The following is a 19,682-nucleotide window of genomic DNA, read 5'->3' as shown; positions in this document are numbered from 1 at the left end:
GAGCATTCATCTATCATGGCTTCTCACGGCAGAATAGTGCTGTTCACCTCTGTCTAGTTGAGTTACGTTCCACCATAGACTGAGAACCTGATGGTGCGAGATTCCTCCAGGCCTCAGGCGTTTTCATTTACTTGTTGAAGCGGCCTTCGTGATGACTTGAAGACGAGTCTGTCCTCCCCCAACAGCACACTAGGCGGTTGCTCTACCTGGGAAAGCCCCCAAATCATGTCCTCTGTCTACCGCGACCTGGAGGAACAAGGCTATGAGGCCTATGAATGGCCTAGCCGCTACCCCAATGACATCATCCTGTACGAGGGAAGGCTGGCCCCTGAGATTGAGGAAGATCTGAACAAGGGAGCAAAAGCTGGTTCCCCCGCTGACTCACGCTTCAGTGATCGGGAGTTGATGGAGAGGGAGTGCCACATGGGCCGCTCCAACTTCCAACTCCAGTTCCAGCTCAACACCACCCTGTCGGATGCGGAGAAGTTCCCACTGCGGTTCTCCGATTTCGTCGTCACTGGCCTCTCAGAGACCTGTGCACCCCGCTATCAGTGGTCGTCGGACCCCAAGATACCTGTTGAAGGATCTGCCCGCTGTAGGCCTTCCTGGGGACCGCTGGTACAGCCCGATGTACGTCGAGGAGGGGATCAGGGACTACACAGAGACCATCCTGAGTATCGACCCCTCCGGTCGAGGCAAGGACGAGGCCACAGCCTGTGTCCTGAGCCAGTGCAACGGCTACATCTTCCTGAGGGCCATGGATGCCTGGAGGGACGGCTACAGCGATGCCACCCTGGTCGCCATGCTCAACATGGCCAAGAAGTACAAGGCCACCACCATCCTCTACGAGTCCAACTTCGGGGATGGCATGTTCGGGGAGCTGCTCAAGCGGCACATGGTCCAGATGCAGGTTCATGCAGGGGTCGAGGAGGTCCGTGCCTCTGTCCGTAAGGAGGAGCGGATCATCGACGCCCTGGAGCCCATCCTGAACCAGCACAAGCTGGTCATTGACCCCAAGGTAATTGAGTGGGATTACCACTCCAACCCAGAGGAAGCCCCAGAAAGAAGACTTGCCTACATGCTCAGCTACCAACTGACACGCATGTGTCGGGAGAAGGGAGCCGTCAAGCATGACGACAGAGCCGACTGCCTGGCCCAAGGGGTCCAGTGGTTCATCGACGCCCTGGCCATCTCAGCTCACAAGGCAGAGGCCCAACGGAAGGCAGAGGAGTTCAGCATTATGATGGACCTCTTCCTTGAGGAGCCCCAGACTGCTGTAGACGCTCTGGCCATGGGCATCCCCCTCAGAACAGCCCAGAGACGCCTCAGTGGATCGGGTCGGATTGAGACCTGGACAAAAGCCAGGCCCTGACTGGGATCTGAGAAGTGTACCGTAACGGAAGAGACCCATCGCTCAGACGTGGGTCCATCTGACTAAGACAACTGGACTGGCTAGTAGCTGAGAGGGAGATAGGGCCTCTCTCAGGAAGACCAGTCCTTAAATAAGACAACAATGACAAGGGCTGTTCCCTGCCCGTTGGGCGAGTCCCGAAGGGGGGAGACCACCATCGGGCTCCAACGAGTACCGAAGGTAGGAGGCAGGATCACCGACACAACACCCACTATTGGGGTGTTTGCCGATTGAGTAGTGGTCGATGACAGGCTTGTGATTTAAGTCACAGCCGATTGTACCGATACATTCAGTACATTCCAATGACAACTGAAGAACAGTGGAGACCTATCCCCTTTGAGCTTGGGTATGAGGTCTCTGATGCTGGGAACGTGAGGAACGCTAAGACTCTTAGAGTCCTCAGACAACAAAAGACTGGTTACAAGAAACGCTACAAGCAGGTCAACATCCTCAAGAAGACCTACCAGGTCCACTGCTTAGTGTTGTCTGCCTTCGTAGGTCTAAGGCCAAGCCCAGCCTATGAGGGCCGTCACCTGAATGGTGTCGGTAGTGACAACCGTCTTGAGAACCTCGCCTGGGGAACCAGGAGAGAGAACATGGAGGATGAGTTGAGGCTAGGGAAGTGGCACAAGCATGTGGAGTCCTTCTACTACAGGCTCATCTTCAAGAGTGATGGTGTTGTGAGGGATGATGGGGGCGTCCCACCGAGTGGTGTAAATCCTGAGAAGCAGCACCGGCTACGCCGGTGCTGACGGTCTCGTCCTCAGATCCCCTGCGGGGGAATGGGTGGGCCGGTCTGTGACCCTGGTCGGAGCACTACCACCGTCCTGAGACCAGACCATGCCCATCTCTGATTCTGCCGCCGCGGAACTGGTGCAGCTGCTTGGCAGCGGCACCGCCGGTGACCTGATCCCTGAACTGGTGCGCCAGGGACTGCAGGCCCTGATCGAGGCCGAGGCCGCTGCTGCCCTTGGCGCCGATCGCCATCAGCGCACAGCTGAGCGTCGGGGCCATCGCAATGGCAGCCGTGACCGGCTTCTGGCAACGCCAGCCGGCGACATCCAGCTGCGCATCCCACGCTTTCGCACAGGCAGCTTCTTCCCCTCCCTGCTGGAACCCCGCCGCCGCGTGGATCGGGCCCTCTGGGCCGTGGTGATGGAGGCCTACGTCTCGGGCGTCTCGACGCGCAAGGTCGATGAGCTGGTGGTGGCGCTGGGCTGTGAGAGCGGCGTCTCCAAATCGGAGGTCAGCCGCATCTGCCAGGGCCTCGACACCCAGGTGCAGGCCTTCCTGCAGCGCCCTCTGGAGTTCAGCCGCTACCCGTACGTCTACCTCGATGCCACCTACCTTCACGGCCGGGATCCGGCCCGCAGGCAGGTGATCTCCAGAGCCGTGATCGTGGCGGTCGGCATCACCGGCAACGGCCAGCGCGAGGTGCTGGGGATCGAGGTGGGCGACAGCGAGGATGAGACGTTCTGGACCGCCTTCCTGCGCCGCCTGCGCGAGCGCGGGCTCTCAGGCGTGCAACTGGTGATCAGCGACGCCCACGCCGGCCTCAAGAAGGCCATCGCCCGGTGCTGCCAGGGCTGCAGCTGGCAGCGCTGCCGCGTCCACTTTGCCCGCAACCTATTGGCCAAGGTGCCCAAGGGAAGCCAGGACATGGTGGCTGCCGCCCTGCGCTCGGTGTTCGTTCAGCCCGAGGCCCGGGCCGCAGGGCAGCAGTGGGAGCAGTGGGAGCAGGTAACGACGATGCTCACCGAGAAATTCCCCGCTGCTGCGGCGCTGATGGAGCAGGCCAAGGAAGACGTCCTCGCGTTCCGGGCCTTCCCGCCGGAGCACTGGCGCAAGATCTGGAGCACCAATCCGCTCGAGCGGCTGAACAAGGAGATCAAGCGCCGCACCCGCGTCGTCGGCATCTTCCCGAACGACGCCGCGATCATCCGACTGGTGGGAGCACTGTTGCTGGAGCAGCAGGAGGAGTGGCAGCTCGATGGCCGTCGCGTGTTCTCTGAACAGTCGATGGCCAAGCTGGACAACACCAGCGAACCGGTCCAAGATCGGGCAACAGCTGCACTCGCTGCAGCTGCCTGATCACTGATCTCCGATCAGATCACAGGCCTCGGGATTTACACCACTCCAAGGGACGCAACCGGGATGATGTCCTTCTCACCTCTCTTGAGAGGCGGATGCTGCCCTCTGAGTGGGTAGAGCAGGTTCCTCCAGTCTTCAAGCAGCTCAAGACACCCAGACCGAAGAAGGGTCCGAACCATCGGCCTGCTCACTTCCATTACACACAGAACAATTCATGGAGGAACCCTGACTATGTCTAAGCTGGAGAGAGGACTACTCATCTGGAGAGTAGTGACAGTGCTCAGCCTCACATTCCTTGTGTATGTGGGGATGACAGGAGGGTGCCTTCAGTGATGGAGATGGAGAGGATTGAAGGGATCTGGATTAGCCAACTGAAGCCAGGTGATGTGGTGGCTGAGGTCGTTAAGCAGCCTGGTGGTTGGCACGTCCTTTCTGTGGATAGGCCAGTGTCGTCTGAACCCATGGATTGGGAGGAGTTCAAGAAGGACAAGAACCTGAATGACAGTGTTTTCTACGGAGTGCCCTGTGTCAAGAAGGCCTTCTACGCAGGCTTTGAGCGTGGTCGTTGGGAGGAGGCACATGGACACAACTGACTTCATGGCCCATGTCAATGCGGCCATTGAGAGGTGTGGGGATGAGATGGAGTTCCTTGATGCCTGGAATAGGTACTGGGATGAGAGGGAGAGGAATGACTACCTCTTCCGTCGATACCTGGATCAACAACTGATTGAACTTGAACTTGAAAGGAGGTCTGTAAGTGCTCGTCTACGTCGTCTCGTCTGTTGCTTTGATGCTTGCTGCGGTTTCGTTCTACAGCTTATGGAGTCTGGTGTGCACCGACGGGCCTGGGATGCGAAGAAGGGAACCAGCCATAGCTATGAATTAACTGGATTGAGATCATGCCGCACGACTGAAGACATCGGGGTCTCCTGACCAAGCAGTATGTCAAAAGTGGAAGGTGGAAGCATCTTGATTGGCCATTACAGCCATTGCAGGTGGAGCATTCACACATCGGTAATGCTGGCTGACTTAAATGTGCGACAGTCTCGCCACTTGTTCTTGCAGGGCAATAGCGCACGGTAATTACTACTGGCAACAGCAAATCGATGATAGCTATCGCTAAAGTAGTGGCAGGTACTACTCATGCCGTCTGTCAGGACAAGTGACCAGCAGGCGGTATGCAGTTCAATCCCAGTACGTTACCGAGCGGGCCCTACACCTGCGAGTTCCGTATCGATACGGAACTGGGGCAGCAGATAGACCAATGGCACTTCTAGAGATCTACGACAACACCACTACGGATGAGACATTTCTGAACTTCCTTGCCTCGATCAAAAAGAACGTCGAGACCTACAGCCAAGCCAAGAGCACAGCTCAGCGAGAACGGATGATCATCATCGGGAAGATCAGCGACTATCAGCGGTCATTTCCACAGCGTTCCAACGAGCACCGCGCCTTAGCAAAGGCCATGGAGAGCGAGGGTTGGAGCAGAGACTGCATCGACAATAATAAGGCCGCGTTCAGATGGTATTCCAGGACGGTTAATAGCGAGTACACCGACAAGTTTCAGCTAGAGATGGCCGAGACTGCGAGCGTTACGCATATGGCGATTCTCGAGCGGGCACAGAGCGGCGCACTGGAGGAGGCAGTGTATAAGTACTACAAGCGAAACAAGAAGATGCCGGCAGTCTCCTCCTTACGCGGCTGGCTTGGTGGATTCTTTACTGATAAGTTTGAATCGCTGAGTGCAAGAAGGCATCAGACGTGTCAGAGATATGACAGCTTCACTCCAGCTCTGAACAAGGAGAAGGGAAAGCAAGAAATAGATGAAGGGGGGATAGAGGCAGCCATCACTCACACACAATCCACCAGGGTGACGGAGGGTCATACGCATAATCAGGCAACTGGAGGCAACGGCGGGCTACCTAGAAGCCTAAGCCAATATTCTGAGGAGCAGAAGGTCATGATGTGGATAAGACTTCTAGGATCAATTGACTGGGATGAAGCAAAGACCAAAGAGAATCTACACCTGTTTCTATGCGGGTATCGCCGTATTCTGAGTAACATCTCTGACTGGATAAGGGAATAGACACAAGCGACTCGTGGGCTTACACAGCCTGCTTGTCTCTAAGTGACTCCCAGAGGCCATAGTTAGTGAGAAGTAGCTCAAGGATCCTTGCTTGCAGATCAGGGTTATTGAGAGCCTGTGAGCTCATGGCTTGATGGGCATCCAGGGCATCGATTATGGCGTCCTGGTGTGCCTTGATCAGGTCAGGTGAATTAGCGAACTGTTCCTTGCTGTTGCTTGCTGCCTGTTGTTGAAGAGTCTTGGACTCCAGCAGCTTGCCACGAATGACTGTACCGACATAGATGATCTTGTCGTCGTCGGACAGGTCTCCAGTGAAGAGGTCATTTAACTTGGAGATGATCTCAGAGAGCTTGGCCTTCTGCTGGTCCTGTACTGAGCCTGTCCCCGAACCAGTGCTTGGGTCAAGTTTCGGAGTCTCACCAATTCCAAGATCAAGGTTTGTCTCACCAAGCTTCCGAATCTGATGGTGAGTCAGGACGACCTTAGAAAGATCGACACCAGGTCGATCCCTGCCGAAATCAAGAGCACGAAGGAGGCTCCTAAAGAAGAGAGCTCGCTTCTCTATGCCTGTGTTGCCGTAGTCAAAGATCTGAGAAAGGAATGTGTAGAGTCTGACGTATGTACCAATGTCTGCTCTGAAGAGCAACAACGAGTCCATCTCGTCCTTTGATTCTTTGGCAGAAGACTCATCGTTGATATCCAGTGCATGACGATAGGCTGCTCGTGCTTCCTTGTACATATTGACTAGTCGATCTGCAACAGGCTCGATTGCTTCCTCAAGCAGTCCTTGTTTGCTCTTTGGATCAAGAAGGACCTTCATGACACGTTCGATCTCGAACTCGTCGTAGTAATTCTGAGAATCAAGCTTAGCTTTGAGACCAAGGATGAGGTTCGGATCGGTAGCTGCAGATAGCTCAGCAGTGCTGAAGTAGGTCTTGAAAGCAGCCAAGACATCCTTGGGGTCATTAGCAAAGTCGACTACGTAGGTCGTGTCCTTGCCTGGGTAGCAGCGGTTAAGTCTCGAAAGGGTCTGGACAGCTTGAATGCCAGCAAGCTTACGATCGACGTACATGCCGCATAGCAGAGGCTGATCAAAACCCGTCTGGAACTTGTTGGCCACCAGCAACACCTGGTACTCGTCACCCTTGAAGGCTTCGCGGACATCACCCTTGAGCTTCGGATTCAGGGACTGCCCCCGCTCGCTGAAGGGCTCAGGACCGGACTCTGGGTCATTCACCTCCCCACTAAAGGCCACCAGCGTCCCAAGAGAGTAGTTACGAGAGGTGATGTACTTGTCCATCGCAAGCTTCCAGCGCACTGCTTCTTTCCGACTCCCAACGACAACCATTGCCTTGGCCCTTCCTTCTAGTAATGGCCAGACAAAGCGACGGAAATGCTCAACAACGATCTCGACCTTCTGTGCGATGTTATGCGGATGTAGCTTGACCCAGCCCATCAGCTTCTTAAGGGCCTCATTACGCTCGACTTCCGTCTCATTCACAGACTGCCCCTCATGAGCAAGGCGAAAGGCTAACTTGTAGGAGGTGTAATTCTGAAGAACATCGAGGATGAAGCCTTCTTCAATCGCCTGCCGCATCGAATATACATGAAACGGCTCAGGGAGGTTAGTCTCACTGCTTGGTTCATCAGGATTCGGTCTTCGTCCAAACAGCTCTAGGGTCTTAGCTTTTGGCGTAGCAGTGAAGGCGACGTAGGTAATCCCGCCACTCTCTACTCTGTCGGACATCTCGGCTGCAAGGAGAGCCTCGACGTCAACATCACCCCCATCAGCAAGATCAGCGGCTTCTGCTGCACTGAGAACTTGCTTGAGCTTGGTAGCAGCTTGACCCGTCTGGGAGCTGTGAGCTTCATCAGCAATGACAGCAAACCTCTTGCCTTGAGTCGCAGCCAGCTCTCTCACCTCCTTGATAGCAAAGGGGAAGGTCTGAATAGTGCAGACGACGACCTTCTTGTCCCCACCTAAAGCCTCTGCAAGCTTGGCACTCTTGCTTCCTTCCTCACTGGTGATCGAAGCCACAACGCCCTTGCGACGTTCGAAGGCTTCGAGGGCTTCTTGTAGCTGGGTATCAATGACGTTCCGATCACTGACCACAAGCACTGAGTCGAAGACTTTCCTGTCGTTGGAGTCGTGCAGCTCAGAGAAGAAGTGAGCTGTCCAGGCGATTGAGTTGGTTTTCCCAGAGCCAGCCGAGTGCTGGATCAGGTACTTCTGTCCTGGTCCCTCTTCCCTTACGGCCTCCTGCAATTGCCGAGTTACAGCGAGCTGGTGATAGCGAGGAAAGAGGACCCTCCTGATGTGCTTCTTCTTGTCTCTTTCAGAAATGCAGTAGCGGCCAAGGATCTCAAGCCAGCTCTCTCGTTCCCAGACCTCCTCCCACAAGTAAGCAGTAGGGTGCCCGTCTCCAACGGGATTACCTCCTCCACAGTTCTTCCCTCCAGGATCACTGCCCTTATTGAATGGGAGGAAGGTCGTTGCTGGTCCTTTCAGGTGAGTCGTCATGCGCACCTCCCTGTTACTGACCGCAAAGTGAACTACGGCTCCACTAGGGAAGGAGAGTAGTGGTTCAGGTGGTTTGCCTTTGAGCTGTGGGAGTCGATCAAACCGATACTGATCAACAGCATTCCCGACGTTCTGGGTGTTGTCGGTCTTCAGCTCGACGGTAGCAACAGGGATACCATTCAGGAACAGCACCAGATCGATGCAGTTCTGGTTGTGAAGTGAATAACGGACTTGCCTGACGACACGTAGTCGATTGGCGTTGTAGCGGGCGAGGATGTCAGGGTTAATCCCTAGTGCAGGCTTGAACTCAGCGAGCTTAAGAGCTTTGCTTAGCCCCAGCAGCTCAATCCCATGTCGTAAGACATCGAGGGTGCCCAGCTGATCAAGCTGACTACGAACACGGAGAAGGAGGGTCTCCTCAGCCTTGGAGCCGTGATTCTTCTGAAGCGTCTCCCAGGCTTCTGGGTGGGAGTCCTGGACCCAACTGATTAGATCTGGTGGGAACAGGGCAAGGCTGCGGTCGTAGCTAGCAGCATCACCTTTCTCGTACAGCCAGGAGTTGCTGCCTAGGTACTGACAGATCTCGTCCTCGAACTTAGCCTCTGTGTGAAGGCTCATGACTTTGCAACGCTGAAAGACTTGAGGGGCTGGCTCAAGGCGTGCTGAAGCTTGTTCATGGCGTCGACAATCTTCTCTTGGATTGGTGTCCACTCTTCTTGTGGGGAAGCATATCCACCTTGAATCTCAATGCGGACTCGACAAGCACGCCGCCCATCCAGGGGTTGCCAGAGGACGGAATACCCAATAGAAGCATCGATCTCAGTCCGTGAAGCGACTAGATGATCAAAGAATAGACGATTCGTCTCGTCGTGCCCCTTGCCCTTGTCGATATAGAGTTCAGCAGAAGAAGTTGACTTCGTTACGCCATACCAGTATCGGCATCCAGATACTCCCGAAGACAAGCCAAGCCAAGGGGAAGTGTTAGCAGTAGCGTTGGCATAGGATTTGGCAGTTGGCAATGAGAGCAGGGTGGTCCACCACTGCTTTCTGATCTTATGGCGCTCAGTAAGTTCTTGCTTAGCTTTCCCAGACTCCTTCGCTTCCTCTGATGGTCCAACGATCAATGTGAGCAGAGGAGCTGCTGGAGAATCATCAATACGTACAGCTTCGATCTTGACCAGGTAGAAGTCGGCATTAGCTGACTCGTTAAGCCATCCCATAGCCGCAATGTGCTCAGCTCTTGGATACGGAGTAATCCAGACAGCCCCTTTGGCAGCACGAGCAGTTAGGTAGGTAATGAGCTTACCTAGATGATCGTGATCACTCTTCTCTAGTTGGTTCTCGATCACATAAGGCATACCACCTTCATCTTCTGCGACAAGATCGATACTGAAGGAACCGGCTGCTTGCTCACGTTCTGCAGAGACCAGCTCTAGATCAAGTGTCTCATTGAGTATCTCGATATTCTCCTGGAGCCACTGGGTGAAGTCATAAGCCTCATGCTTCCAGACCTCTCTGAGAGGCACACGAACTAGCTTGCCGATAGGGAGGCTCATGTCGCTACCTCATCGGTTACAAGCCCTCGTACGTCGATCTGGCCGGTTACAGCGGCAGAGATGAGGGCTGAGCGGCGCTCCTGGAGAAGACCTATCAGTGAGCCTGCGATAGATGAGGCATTGTCGAGCTCTCTCTCAGTAGACGCTAAGTAGTCCTGAATGGACTCCTGCTCAGTCAGTGGTGGTATTAGGCATTTGATTGCGGAGAGTCTACTTGCCTTTAATCCAAGCGCTGTCGAGCCAGTACTCATTGATTGGAGTTGTGCCTGACAGTGCGTGCCCATAAGCCACCACTTCAGATAGTGGGTTCTAACTGTGCAGGGAATGCCCCTAAACTTGACTACTCTCTGAGCGAGAGCTATGTCTTCCCTGTCAACAATCGCAACCTGCCCAAGTGGTGCCTCCATTGTGAAGAGAAGATCTCCCTGTTGGGGCCTGCCCCTTTGGAGTAACGCCTCTGCTTCTGATGGGTCAACATATTCCTCTGATGCGTCGTAGTCAATCTTTCCATTCTTAATGTTCTTCGCTGTTACAAGTCGCATGCCCGACTCTCCTTTAGCGGGTGTCTTGCCTCGGTAGTCGACTACCGGGCCAATGCATTTTGTGAGGCCCATAACTCGCCACCCCTCCGGCACCTCTCCTAACCACTCCACCCCTGAATCCCTCATCGGTGCATAAGGATTCAGCCCCTTTGTAACCGCATGAGAGATCACAGCCTGACGCTTCTCTTGGAGTAGCTCGATTAGGCGCTGTTGTTCTGTGATGAGGGCGTCGATCTTGGCGGTTTCCCGGTCGAGGAAGGCGGCGATGGCTTCCTGCTCGTCAATGGGAGGGAACGGCGAGAGTTCATTAAGGTATTGATGCTGGTCGAGATTCTGAATCCCAGACGTCTGCTTAATAGAACGTGTGCTTACCCCTGAGCAATAACAACCGTAATGTACATATCTCCAGAAACTGGCATTCATTTCGTTCTTCAGGCGCATTCTCGCAATAAAGTTCGAGCAAATGGCGGGATGATCATCGTTATACAACACAACTGCACCAACAGGTTGTTGGTCGCCTCCACCCGATTTCTCTAGGAGCAGGTCGTTTCGGCTTAGAAGACGCTTCTCGATATCTCTTTCTGTATAGTTCCGGACTGTGGGATTCTCAGGAATCGCCGCACAAAGATTTTCACGATCAAAATCAGCTACACGTATACATGGCAAGTCGCCACTGTCTCCCTGCTGTTCTATCCCCCACGCACCATTCAGACAGCTTGCAACTGAGACCTTAGTCCTGTAGCAAGACCAATGATCAGGAAGTTCGTCAAACCAGACCCCAGGCTGTGGCTTATACTTACCGTATCGCTCATACCTCATGAGGACAGCCCTCTAATCATCTCCATAATGCTTCCACTTAAGTGACTCAAATCAGAGTCAATCTCTTGCAGCGACCGTGGAGGCTGATATACGTAGAAGTGCCGATTGAACGAAATCTCATATCCAGTCTTTGTTTTACTATCGTCGATCCAGGCATCACAGACGTGCGGCAGGACTTCTTGAGCAAAATAGTGCTCAATCTCTTCTGAAAGGGGTACGTCCTCTGTATCTCGCAAGCTGCTGTCAGCCTGTGGTTTCCCTTTCGACTTGCCTCTCTGTCCTAGCACTACCTCCCCGTTTTCATCCCGCAGTGGACGCTCGACGGTAATGGTCTGGTATCCGAACTCTTCATTCCTGAGGATCTTGCTGACTGGCTTTCCGTCCTTCTCTACAGATTCGAATGAGCCAAAGAGCTGAGTGATCTCCTCGATGTGCTCACTGCTCATCTCCTTCCTCTTGCTTCCTAAGGTCTTTCGCATCTTCTGCCAGTAGCTGCTGGCATCGATAAGCTGCACCTTACCCTTACGAGGCTGTGACTTCCTATTCGTCAGAATCCAGATGTAAGTGCTTATAGGTGTGTTGTAGAACATATCAGTTGGCAAGGCAATGATCGCCTCAAGCAGATCGTTCTCCAGAACATACCGTCGAATCTCGCTCTCTCCTGAGCCTGCTCCTCCAGTGAAGAGCGGTGAACCATTAAGAACGATCCCGAAGCGACTGCCTCCCTCACTCGCAGGCCTCATCTTCGAGATCAAATGGAGGAGGAACAGTAGAGACCCGTCACTGACTCTTGGCAGACCCGGTCCAAAGCGCCCTGCGAAGCCCATCGCCTCGTGCTCTGCCTTGATCTCCTTTTGGATCTTCTTCCATTCCACTCCGAAAGGTGGATTGGAGAGCATATAGTCGAACTTCTCTTCCGGTAGCTGGTCGTCCGAGAGGGTGTTTCCGAAGCAGATGTTCTTGATGTTCTGCCCCTTGATCAGCATGTCCGCCTTACAGATGGCGTAAGACTCAGGGTTCAGCTCTTGACCGCTCAGCACCAGACGAGATGAGGGGTTGTGCCTGGTCAGATGCTCATCTGCAACACTAAGCATCCCTCCTGTCCCAGCTGCTGGGTCATAGAGAGTCCGTACGACCCCTGGCTGAGTAAGGGCCTCGTCGTCCTCAATGAAGATGAGGTTGACCATCAACCTGATCACCTCACGAGGAGTAAAGTGTTCTCCTGCTGTCTCATTAGAGAGCTCCGCGAACTTCCGTATTAGCTCCTCAAAGACCAGCCCCATCTCAGCATTGCTGATCTTGTCAGGATGAAGGTCGATGTTGGCGAACTTCTCAGTGATGAGATACAGCAGATTGGCTTTCTCAAGCCTGTCGATTTGAATGTGGAACTCAAAGCTCTCGAAGATGTCTCTGACTTCTGTGGTAAAGCCCTGGATGTAGGAGCGAAGGTTCTCCCCGATATTGTCTTGGTCCCCCATCAGACGCTTCACGTCTAGTGGTGACGTATTGCAGAAGTTCAGTCCTGCTTTACGCAGAAGAAAGGGTTTCGGATCGAGTCCCTGCCCTTCTCGTAGCTTCTTCTCGTCAAGAACAGCAGCCTTAGTCGGCTCCAGGACACAGTCCAGACGACGGAGCACAGTGAAGGGCAGGATGACTTTCCCGTAGTCGCTCTGCTTGTAGTCGCCTCTGAGGAGGTCTGCTACGGACCAGATGAAGGAGGAGAGGTTCTGCTGCAGCTCGCTGGCCACGAAGGACAGTGAATCTCAAGATGAAACATAGACATCTCTGTCTGGTTCACCACCAACCGTAACGAAGGCGTCATAGTCCACGGAATATCAAGCCAGCGCCAGTCCCCTGTCACCGCGAGCGACTGGGGATGTCTTCAAGATAAGTTTTTGCTGCTCGGATCTGAACACACTTACGAGAGGAGATTCGGCCGTGCATCCCCCACTGGGGGGTGGTTCCTGACCGGGGAGGTGGGTCTTCTAAGCAGCCCAGGTCTCCTTACACCCCCGCAGTTGCTGTCTTGGAGCCGCCCAGGGAGTCGGCTGAGCCCTGTGGCACAAGGACACCTACAGATCCACGGAGCCCGTCCTAAAGGCACCCAGCTCGCTCTTAGGGGCTTCTGCGTGCCTCGACTCAGCCGTCCTGATGGGTCCGCGTCTCTCCCTGGCATCAGCGGAGAGTTCCCCTGTATGACCGAGACAGCAATCCGATACCTCCAGAGCAGACCATGGAGGAGTGGCCGGGCATTGGTGGAAGAGGACCTTCCTGTCTGAATCCAGTGCCAACAACGGTGGGAGGAGCGTTGGTCCTCGACCAGAGTTGCTCTATTTGCTCTACGGCGTTCTGGCGAAGGACACGGACGCGCTCCAAGCCTGAGACACCCAGGATCAACCCGACGAAGGCCATCAGGGCAGCCTCCGGCAAGTCAAGAACTGTGTATCTTCAGCCGCCTCACCAGCGCATCTGCGGACTCTCATCTGTATGCGTCAAAATCGCCTGTGCCGCAGGGGTTCCGAGCAATCCGTCGTCACTCGAGTCGTGGTTGCTCTATCTGCTCTATGGTTTGCGCTATTCGCACGGTCGAGGCCTCAGATCCCTTGCTATCACTGAGATCTCAGGCGGAACTTAGGAACACGATCTTCGGGTACGTGCTGGCCCACACCAGTTCCCAGCGCCACCGGGATCCATGAGCCCACCCGACGTTCTCACCATCGCCTCCGAGCTGGGTCTGCTGCTGCCGGTGGCCCTGCTGCTGCCGGCGATGGCGATCCTGATCGTGCGGCAGAGCGATCCGGTGCAGGCGCTGGTGATGCGGGGCCTTCTCGGAGCCATCGCCTCGCTGCTCTACGCCTGCCTGGGTGCGCCCGATGTGGCCCTCACCGAGGCTCTCGTGGGCAGCCTGCTCTCCACCACCCTCTATGCGGTGACGCTGCGCTCCTCGATGGCGATCCGGATCGAGCGCGCCGGAGCCACCCTCTCCCTGGAGCAGCGCCAGACCCTGGATCAGTGGCTGGCCGGCCTGCACATCCGGCTGGAACTGCTCGAGCCCTGCGATGCGCACGAGGAATGCCAGCCGGCCCACGGACTCCTGCACGACAACGGCCGGCTCGTCCTGCGCAACGCACGGCTGGTGCAACGCCTGGAGGAACTCGACGGCTCCCGCCGCTGGCGCGCCCTGGGCGGATCCCTCGAGGCGGCGGTCCCCACCCCCGCCGCCATGGAGCAGCCATGAGCAGGCCACGGGCCCTCACCACCCGCTCGCTGCTGCGCCCCCTGTGCCTGGCGGCAGCGGTGCTGCTCTGCCTGGCGCCGCTGAGCGTCAGCCTGCCGCCGCCCACCAACCTGGCCGGGCTGGTGGAGGAGCTCGCCACCCAGACCGGCGTGCCCAACCTGGTCTCGGGCGTGATCCTGCACGTGCGCCTGTTCGACACCATCGGCGAGGTGGTGGTGTTCACCCTGGCCTCCCTGGGGGTGCGCTGGCTGCTGGGTTCGGAGCGGGCGGTGCGCGACATCCGGGCCCTCAGCGATGACCCCTCCGTGGTGCTCTGCCAGTGGGGCGCCACGATCGCGACCCTGGTGGCGGTGGAACTGGCCCTGCGCGGTCATCTGTCGCCCGGCGGTGGATTCGCCGCGGGAGTGGCGGGAGGCACCGCGATCGGCCTGGTGCTGATCAGCGGCGGTGCGGCGGAGGCCGAGAGCATTCACCGCCGCTGGCGCGCCGATCTGTGGGAGAAGGGCTCGGTTCTGGCCTTTCTGCTGCTCAGCCTGCTCGCCCTCTGGGGCCTGGCGCCCCCTCCCGGCCGCTTCGGCACCCTGCTGAGCGGCAGCTGGATTCCCGTGCTGAACGTGCTCGTGGCGATCAAGGTGACCCTGGGCTCCTGGTCGATGGTGCAGCGCCTGGTGCGGGCCCGCGGTCTGCTCTGAATCAAGGCTTGTGTCAGGCCCTTCCCGGCCGCGGCCAGCCACGGAAGGCCCGGCAAGACTGAGGCCAGTGGTGGCCTGCCGATGGCCGAGAACACAGGCGTCGCCGCAGGGGCAGCGGCGAACTCCACCCCGGGGCCGCCGGGGCTGCTGCAACGGCTGAGGCCCTCGTCGCGTCGGGCCCTGCAGCTCTCGGCCCTGGTGTTCGCCCCCGCGGCAGCGCTGGCGCTCGGCTTGCTGGCCACCGTGACCGGTGTGCAGGTGAGCCGGATCCGCTCCATCACCCGGGTGGTGGAGCAGCAGGCCGTCGCCGGCGGCATCGAGGCCCTCGACTAGCACCTGCGCTTTCTGGTCAACGAACTCGTCTATCTCGCCAGCGAGCCCTCCCTGCAGGACCTGGTCAACGGCGAGACCGGCTCCACCGACGCGCTGATCCGCCGCTGGGAAGCCTTCAGTGGCGCGCTCGGGATCTATGACCAGATCCGCTGGCTCGATGAGAGCGGCCAGGAGCGGATCCGGGTCAACGCCTCGGCCACCGGACCGGTGGCCGTTCCCACAGCCGAGCTGCAAAACAAGGCCGACCGCTACTACTTCAGTGAAGCGATGACCCTGCCTCCAGGGGCGGTGTATCTCTCGCCGCTGGATCTCAACAAGGAGCGCGGCCAGATCGAGCAGCCGCTGAAGCCGATGATCCGCGTGGCGATTCCCCTCTTCAGTGAGGCCGGGGAGCGGCGCGGCATCGTGATCGTCAACTACCTGGCCAGCAATCTGCTCGACGACCTCAGCCGCTCCTCCGAGCAGCTGGAGGAGAATCCGATGCTGGATCCGCACCTGATACTGATCAACCGGGAGGGCTTCTGGTTGCGCGGCCCCGATCCGGCAACGGACTGGGAATTCATGTACGAGCGCGACTCGAGCTTCCTCAGCCGCTACCCGGAGGTGTTCGCGGCCATGCGGCGCAGCCCCCAGCGCCAGCTGCAACAGGAGCGTCTGGCCACCGGCCTCTGGACCTGGCAGACGCTCAACCCGCTCGATCGGATGCTGGAGGCCCAGAACCCCCGCTTCTGCCCCGATCCCCAGCAGGCCCAGGCCTCCAGCCGCAGCATCAACAGCTGCCTCTGGATCGTGGCCTCACGGGTGAGTCCGGCCCAGCTGACGGCGATCACCAGGGCCGGCTACCGCAGCACGCTCGGCGTGGCCGCGATCCTTCTGCTGACCCTGGCCCTGGCCAGCCTGGCCGTGGGCAACCTGCTGGAGGAGCGGGCCCGCCAGCAGCGCGAACTGAAACGGCTGGCCAGCACCGACACCCTCACCGGGCTGCCCAACCGGCGCACCTTCATGACGGAGCTGCGGCAGGCGACCCGGATCGTGCGCCGCCACCCCCACTTCAGCGTGGGGGTGATCATGCTCGACCTCGATCACTTCAAGGCCGTGAATGACACCTACGGCCACGCGGCGGGCGATGCCGTGCTGAAGCACGTGAGCGCCGTGATCCGCCGCAGCCTGCGGGAATCCGACACGGGCAGCCGCCTCGACAGCATGGAGTTCGCCGACAGCAGCGGCCGGCTCGGCGGCGAGGAATTCGCCGTGCTGCTGCGGTCCACTTCGCTCACCGGAGTGCGAGAGATGGGTGAGCGGCTGCGCCGCGCTCTGGAGAGCAGCCCGGTTGCGATCGATGACGGGACCCTCACGGTCACCATGAGCCTGGGGGGCAGCCTGATCGATGCCGCCGATGTCAGCGGGGAGGAGGCGCTGATGCGGGCGGACCGGGCTCTGTACGCCGCCAAGGACGGCGGCCGCAACCGGATGGCGACCCTGGAAGCGGGCGATGCCGAACCGAAACCCGTCAGCAGCAGCGCGACGGACTGAGCGGGGCGCCCCGTCCAAGGCTGGTCAGCCAGGTGCTCAGGCTCTCCAGCGCCGCCGGCTCGAGGCGGTAATAGACCCAGCGGCCCTCCTGGCGGTCGCTGAGAAGACCCGCCTCGCGCAGCACCCGCAGGTGAAACGACAGCCGTGACTGGGCCAGGCCCAGATCGGCGGTGAGATCGCAGACGCAGCGCTCCCCGCCGCCGAGGGCCTGCACGACGCTGAGGCGCACCGGATCGGCCAGGGCCTTGAGCCGTTGCCGGGCCAGCTCGGCGTCGAGCACAACAACGGGAGACGGGGAGGACGCGCTCATGCGGCCGCGCGATGGATGAGCTCATCAAAGCGCCGCAAGGGCGCCGCTGCCGGCGGGCCCGGGGAGCCATGCCGCCGGGAGCGGCGTGCTCCAGAACACATTGCATCAACCATTCTTGATGCATCAAGTTATTTTGATGGGAGATCGCCGCTCGTCATGCCCATCGCTTCCTCTCGGCGCCAGCGTCTGGCCATCAACGGCTTCGGACGCATCGGCCGTCTCGTGCTGCGAGCCCTCTGGGAGCGGGAGGGCATCGAGGTGGTCCACGTCAACGATCCCGGCGGCGATGCCGCCGCTGCGTCCCATCTGCTGGAGTTCGATTCGGTGCATGGCCGCTGGCGCCGGACGATCGAGGCCGACGCCGCCGGCTTCCGCATCGATGGTCAGGGGGTCAGCTGGAGCCGGAGCGCCGATCCCGCCGCCGTTCCCTGGCGGGACATGGGGGTGGACCTGGTGCTCGAGTGCAGCGGACGCTTCAAGACAGCCGACGCCCTGGAGCCCTACTTCGAACGGGCCGGTCTGTCCCGGGTGCTCGTGGCCTGCCCGGTCAAGGGCCAGATCGCCGGCGCCGAAGCCCTGAACATCGTTTACGGGATCAACCACCAGAGCTACGACCCGGCCCGGCACCGGCTCGTGACCGCCGCCTCCTGCACCACCAACTGCCTGGCCCCGGTGGTGCAGGTGGTGCACCGGAGCTTCGGCATCCGCCACGGCGCGATCACGACGCTGCACGACGTGACCAACACCCAGGTGCCGATCGACACGTTCAAGGGCGATCTGCGGCGGGCCCGCAGCAGCCTGCAGAGCCTGATCCCCACCAGCACGGGATCAGCCCGTGCCATCGGCCTGATCTTCCCCGAGCTGCAGGGGCGGCTCAACGGCCACGCCGTGCGGGTGCCGCTGCTGAACGCCTCCCTGACCGACGCCGTGTTCGAGCTGGAGCGGCCGGTGACGGCCGAGCAGGTCAACGACGCCTTCCGCGAGGCGGCCGCCGGGGCCCTGAAGGGGATTCTCGGCGTCGAGGAGCGCCCCCTGGTGTCGGTCGACTTTCTCAACGACAGCCGCAGTGCCATCGTCGATGCCCTGTCCACCCTGGTGGTGAACGGGACCCAGCTCAAGGTCTACACCTGGTACGACAACGAGTGGGGCTACAGCTGCCGCATGGCCGACCTGGCCGTTCACCTGGCGGCCGCCGACGCCGACGGTGCCGCCGGCGCGGCGCAGCCTGTGGCGGCAGCCGCCGTTGTGGGGGGCTGAACGATGGCTTCAGCGCTCCGGCTGGCCCGACCCCTCTCCAACCTGCAGCAATACGCCATCGTCACGGCCAATTACTGGGCCTTCACCCTCACCGATGGAGCGCTGCGCATGCTGGTGGTGTTCCACTTCCATGAGCTGGGCTACTCCACGCTGGAGATCGCGTTTCTGTTTCTCTTCTACGAATTCTTCGGCATCCTCACCAACCTCACCGGCGGCTGGATCGGTGCCCGCTACGGCCTGAGGCTGACGCTCTGGGTCGGAACGCTGCTGCAGATCCTGGCCCTGCTGATGCTCGTTCCCGTGGCCGCCACCTGGCCGAAGCTGCTCAGCGTCGCCTACGTGATGGTGGCTCAGGCCATCAGCGGCATCGCCAAGGATCTCAACAAGATGAGTGCCAAGAGCGCCATCAAGACCGTGGTGCCCGAAACACCGGGCGCCAGCCGGGGCGACCGACAGCTGTTCCACTGGGTGGCGGTGCTGACCGGCTCCAAGAACGCGCTCAAGGGCGTGGGGTTCTTCCTCGGTGGCCTGCTGCTCACCCTGGTGGGATTCAACGCCGCGGTGGCCTGGATGGCGGCAGGCCTGTCGCTGGCGTTCCTGCTCACCTTGGTGCTTCCCGACGGCATGGGCCGGATGAAGCGCAAGCCGGCCTTCAGCAGCCTGCTCTCGAAATCCAGAGGCATCAATGTGCTCTCCCTGGCCCGCTTCTTTCTCTTCGGTGCGCGAGACGTCTGGTTCGTGGTGGCCCTGCCGGTGTTTCTCGGCTCCGCCCTCGGCTGGCGCTTCTGGGAGGTGGGCGGCTTCATGGGCCTCTGGCTGGTGGGCTACGGCATCGTTCAGGGCGCCGCACCCGGCATCCGCCGGCTCTGGGGCAGCAGCGAGGCTCCGGGGCCGAGCGCCGTGACGTTCTGGAGTGCTGTTCTGAGCGCCGTGCCGGCCCTGATCGCCGTGGCGCTCTGGCGCAGCAGTGACCCTGGCGTGGCGATCACCGCAGGACTGGCCGGCTTCGGCGTGGTCTTCGCCATGAATTCCTCGATCCACTCCTACATGGTTCTCGCCTACACCGATGCCGAGCAGGTGAGCCTGAATGTGGGCTTCTATTACATGGCCAACGCCGCCGGCCGACTCGCCGGCACCCTCCTTTCCGGTGGGGTGTTCCTGCTCGGTGGTGGCGGCAGCGGCGGCATGCAGGCCTGCCTGTGGTGCTCCACGCTGCTGGTGCTGGCCTCCTGGATGGTGAGCCTGCGGCTGCCCTCACCGCAGTCGCAGCGGGAGGCTCTGGCCTGAAGA

Annotated in this window: 16 protein-coding genes; 11 read left to right on the top strand and 5 right to left on the bottom strand. The window is 59.0% G+C overall.

Going from position 1 to position 19,682, the window contains the following annotated elements; all coding sequences use genetic code 11:
• Window positions 1–475 precede the first annotated feature (475 nt).
• The 5 genes from terL (at window position 476) to EVJ50_RS01885 (ending at window position 5,591) form a co-directional block, all read left to right on the top strand.
• Window positions 476–1,372: a phage terminase large subunit gene (gene terL / locus EVJ50_RS01905; protein ID WP_150882113.1), complete on the top strand. Its 897-nt coding sequence runs from the start codon at window positions 476–478 to the stop codon at window positions 1,370–1,372.
• Between the two features lie 341 nt (window positions 1,373–1,713).
• The gene (locus EVJ50_RS01900) at window positions 1,714–2,163 is read left to right on the top strand and encodes an HNH endonuclease (RefSeq protein ID WP_150882112.1); all 450 of its coding nucleotides are present in this window, start codon (window positions 1,714–1,716) and stop codon (window positions 2,161–2,163) included.
• A gap of 88 nt (window positions 2,164–2,251) precedes the next feature.
• Window positions 2,252–3,502: an IS256 family transposase gene (locus EVJ50_RS01895; RefSeq protein ID WP_150882111.1), complete on the top strand. Its 1,251-nt coding sequence runs from the start codon at window positions 2,252–2,254 to the stop codon at window positions 3,500–3,502.
• 338 nt (window positions 3,503–3,840) lie between these two features.
• Entirely contained in the window at window positions 3,841–4,095 is a 255-nt protein-coding gene (locus EVJ50_RS01890; protein ID WP_150882110.1) for a peptidyl-prolyl cis-trans isomerase, read from the top strand.
• 569 nt (window positions 4,096–4,664) lie between these two features.
• The gene (locus EVJ50_RS01885; protein ID WP_150882109.1) at window positions 4,665–5,591 is read left to right on the top strand and encodes a hypothetical protein; all 927 of its coding nucleotides are present in this window, start codon (window positions 4,665–4,667) and stop codon (window positions 5,589–5,591) included.
• Between the two features lie 19 nt (window positions 5,592–5,610).
• On the opposite strand, the gene EVJ50_RS01880 is transcribed toward EVJ50_RS01885, so the two are convergent.
• Genes EVJ50_RS01880 through EVJ50_RS01865 form a run of 4 tightly spaced genes read right to left on the bottom strand, consistent with a single transcriptional unit; the run spans window position 5,611 to window position 12,777 of the window.
• Window positions 5,611–8,730, bottom strand: coding sequence for a type I restriction endonuclease subunit R (locus tag EVJ50_RS01880; RefSeq protein WP_150882108.1), 3,120 nt, complete (start codon window positions 8,728–8,730; stop codon window positions 5,611–5,613).
• Window positions 8,727–9,668, bottom strand: coding sequence for a DUF4268 domain-containing protein (locus EVJ50_RS01875; RefSeq protein WP_150882107.1), 942 nt, complete (start codon window positions 9,666–9,668; stop codon window positions 8,727–8,729). Before EVJ50_RS01875 ends, EVJ50_RS01880 begins: the two co-directional genes overlap by 4 nt.
• Window positions 9,665–11,029 (bottom strand): restriction endonuclease subunit S, encoded by a 1,365-nt coding sequence (locus EVJ50_RS01870; protein ID WP_150882106.1) that lies wholly within the window; start codon window positions 11,027–11,029, stop codon window positions 9,665–9,667. Before EVJ50_RS01870 ends, EVJ50_RS01875 begins: the two co-directional genes overlap by 4 nt.
• Window positions 11,026–12,777 (bottom strand): class I SAM-dependent DNA methyltransferase, encoded by a 1,752-nt coding sequence (locus EVJ50_RS01865; protein ID WP_225323027.1) that lies wholly within the window; start codon window positions 12,775–12,777, stop codon window positions 11,026–11,028. Before EVJ50_RS01865 ends, EVJ50_RS01870 begins: the two co-directional genes overlap by 4 nt.
• 944 nt (window positions 12,778–13,721) lie before the next feature.
• Between EVJ50_RS01865 and EVJ50_RS01860 the strand changes: the two genes are divergently transcribed.
• The 4 genes from EVJ50_RS01860 to EVJ50_RS01845 all read left to right on the top strand — a co-directional run bounded on the left by EVJ50_RS01860 (window position 13,722) and on the right by EVJ50_RS01845 (window position 16,825).
• Window positions 13,722–14,267, top strand: a complete 546-nt coding sequence (locus EVJ50_RS01860; protein ID WP_150882105.1) for a hydrogenase subunit MbhD domain-containing protein — start codon at window positions 13,722–13,724, stop codon at window positions 14,265–14,267.
• Entirely contained in the window at window positions 14,264–14,959 is a 696-nt protein-coding gene (locus EVJ50_RS01855; RefSeq protein WP_225323026.1) for an MnhB domain-containing protein, read from the top strand. The genes EVJ50_RS01860 and EVJ50_RS01855 overlap by 4 nt, the downstream gene beginning before the upstream one ends.
• A gap of 81 nt (window positions 14,960–15,040) precedes the next feature.
• Window positions 15,041–15,292, top strand: coding sequence for a hypothetical protein (locus EVJ50_RS01850; protein WP_150882104.1), 252 nt, complete (start codon window positions 15,041–15,043; stop codon window positions 15,290–15,292).
• Between the two features lie 207 nt (window positions 15,293–15,499).
• Window positions 15,500–16,825 (top strand): GGDEF domain-containing protein, encoded by a 1,326-nt coding sequence (locus tag EVJ50_RS01845; protein WP_150882103.1) that lies wholly within the window; start codon window positions 15,500–15,502, stop codon window positions 16,823–16,825.
• On the opposite strand, the gene EVJ50_RS01840 is transcribed toward EVJ50_RS01845, so the two are convergent.
• Window positions 16,803–17,135 carry a helix-turn-helix transcriptional regulator gene (locus EVJ50_RS01840; RefSeq protein WP_150882102.1) on the bottom strand — a complete coding sequence of 111 codons (333 nt, stop codon included), beginning with the start codon at window positions 17,133–17,135 and terminating at the stop codon, window positions 16,803–16,805. The genes EVJ50_RS01845 and EVJ50_RS01840 overlap by 23 nt on opposite strands.
• Window positions 17,136–17,291: 156 nt before the next feature.
• Here EVJ50_RS01840 and EVJ50_RS01835 point away from each other — a divergent pair, with 156 nt between their 5' ends.
• Together EVJ50_RS01835 and arsJ are read left to right on the top strand one after the other, a co-directional pair.
• Complete coding sequence (locus EVJ50_RS01835; protein ID WP_150882101.1) at window positions 17,292–18,392, top strand: ArsJ-associated glyceraldehyde-3-phosphate dehydrogenase; 1,101 nt, start codon at window positions 17,292–17,294, stop codon at window positions 18,390–18,392.
• 3 nt (window positions 18,393–18,395) lie between these two features.
• Window positions 18,396–19,679, top strand: coding sequence for an organoarsenical effux MFS transporter ArsJ (gene arsJ, locus EVJ50_RS01830; protein ID WP_150882100.1), 1,284 nt, complete (start codon window positions 18,396–18,398; stop codon window positions 19,677–19,679).
• Window positions 19,680–19,682 lie beyond the last annotated feature (3 nt).

Source organism: Synechococcus sp. RSCCF101 (assembly GCF_008807075.1).
Lineage (GTDB): Bacteria > Cyanobacteriota > Cyanobacteriia > PCC-6307 > Cyanobiaceae > RSCCF101.
Note: the sequence above shows the minus strand (reverse complement) of the source record. Positions and strands in the feature narration are given on the sequence as shown.

What these genes read in the sequence shown, in the direction of transcription:
- EVJ50_RS01840 (WP_150882102.1), bottom strand. Translation starts at nt 17,135, where the DNA reads ATGAGCGCGTCCTCCCCGTCTCCCGTTGTTGTGCTCGACGCCGAGCTG.
- EVJ50_RS01850 (WP_150882104.1), top strand. Translation starts at nt 15,041, where the DNA reads ATGGCCGAGAACACAGGCGTCGCCGCAGGGGCAGCGGCGAACTCCACC.
- EVJ50_RS01895 (WP_150882111.1), top strand. Translation starts at nt 2,252, where the DNA reads ATGCCCATCTCTGATTCTGCCGCCGCGGAACTGGTGCAGCTGCTTGGC.
- EVJ50_RS01875 (WP_150882107.1), bottom strand. Translation starts at nt 9,668, where the DNA reads ATGAGCCTCCCTATCGGCAAGCTAGTTCGTGTGCCTCTCAGAGAGGTC.
- EVJ50_RS01890 (WP_150882110.1), top strand. Translation starts at nt 3,841, where the DNA reads ATGGAGAGGATTGAAGGGATCTGGATTAGCCAACTGAAGCCAGGTGAT.
- terL (WP_150882113.1), top strand. Translation starts at nt 476, where the DNA reads ATGCGGAGAAGTTCCCACTGCGGTTCTCCGATTTCGTCGTCACTGGCC.
- EVJ50_RS01900 (WP_150882112.1), top strand. Translation starts at nt 1,714, where the DNA reads ATGACAACTGAAGAACAGTGGAGACCTATCCCCTTTGAGCTTGGGTAT.
- EVJ50_RS01835 (WP_150882101.1), top strand. Translation starts at nt 17,292, where the DNA reads ATGCCCATCGCTTCCTCTCGGCGCCAGCGTCTGGCCATCAACGGCTTC.
- EVJ50_RS01855 (WP_225323026.1), top strand. Translation starts at nt 14,264, where the DNA reads ATGAGCAGGCCACGGGCCCTCACCACCCGCTCGCTGCTGCGCCCCCTG.
- EVJ50_RS01860 (WP_150882105.1), top strand. Translation starts at nt 13,722, where the DNA reads ATGAGCCCACCCGACGTTCTCACCATCGCCTCCGAGCTGGGTCTGCTG.
- EVJ50_RS01870 (WP_150882106.1), bottom strand. Translation starts at nt 11,029, where the DNA reads ATGAGGTATGAGCGATACGGTAAGTATAAGCCACAGCCTGGGGTCTGG.
- arsJ (WP_150882100.1), top strand. Translation starts at nt 18,396, where the DNA reads ATGGCTTCAGCGCTCCGGCTGGCCCGACCCCTCTCCAACCTGCAGCAA.
- EVJ50_RS01880 (WP_150882108.1), bottom strand. Translation starts at nt 8,730, where the DNA reads ATGAGCCTTCACACAGAGGCTAAGTTCGAGGACGAGATCTGTCAGTAC.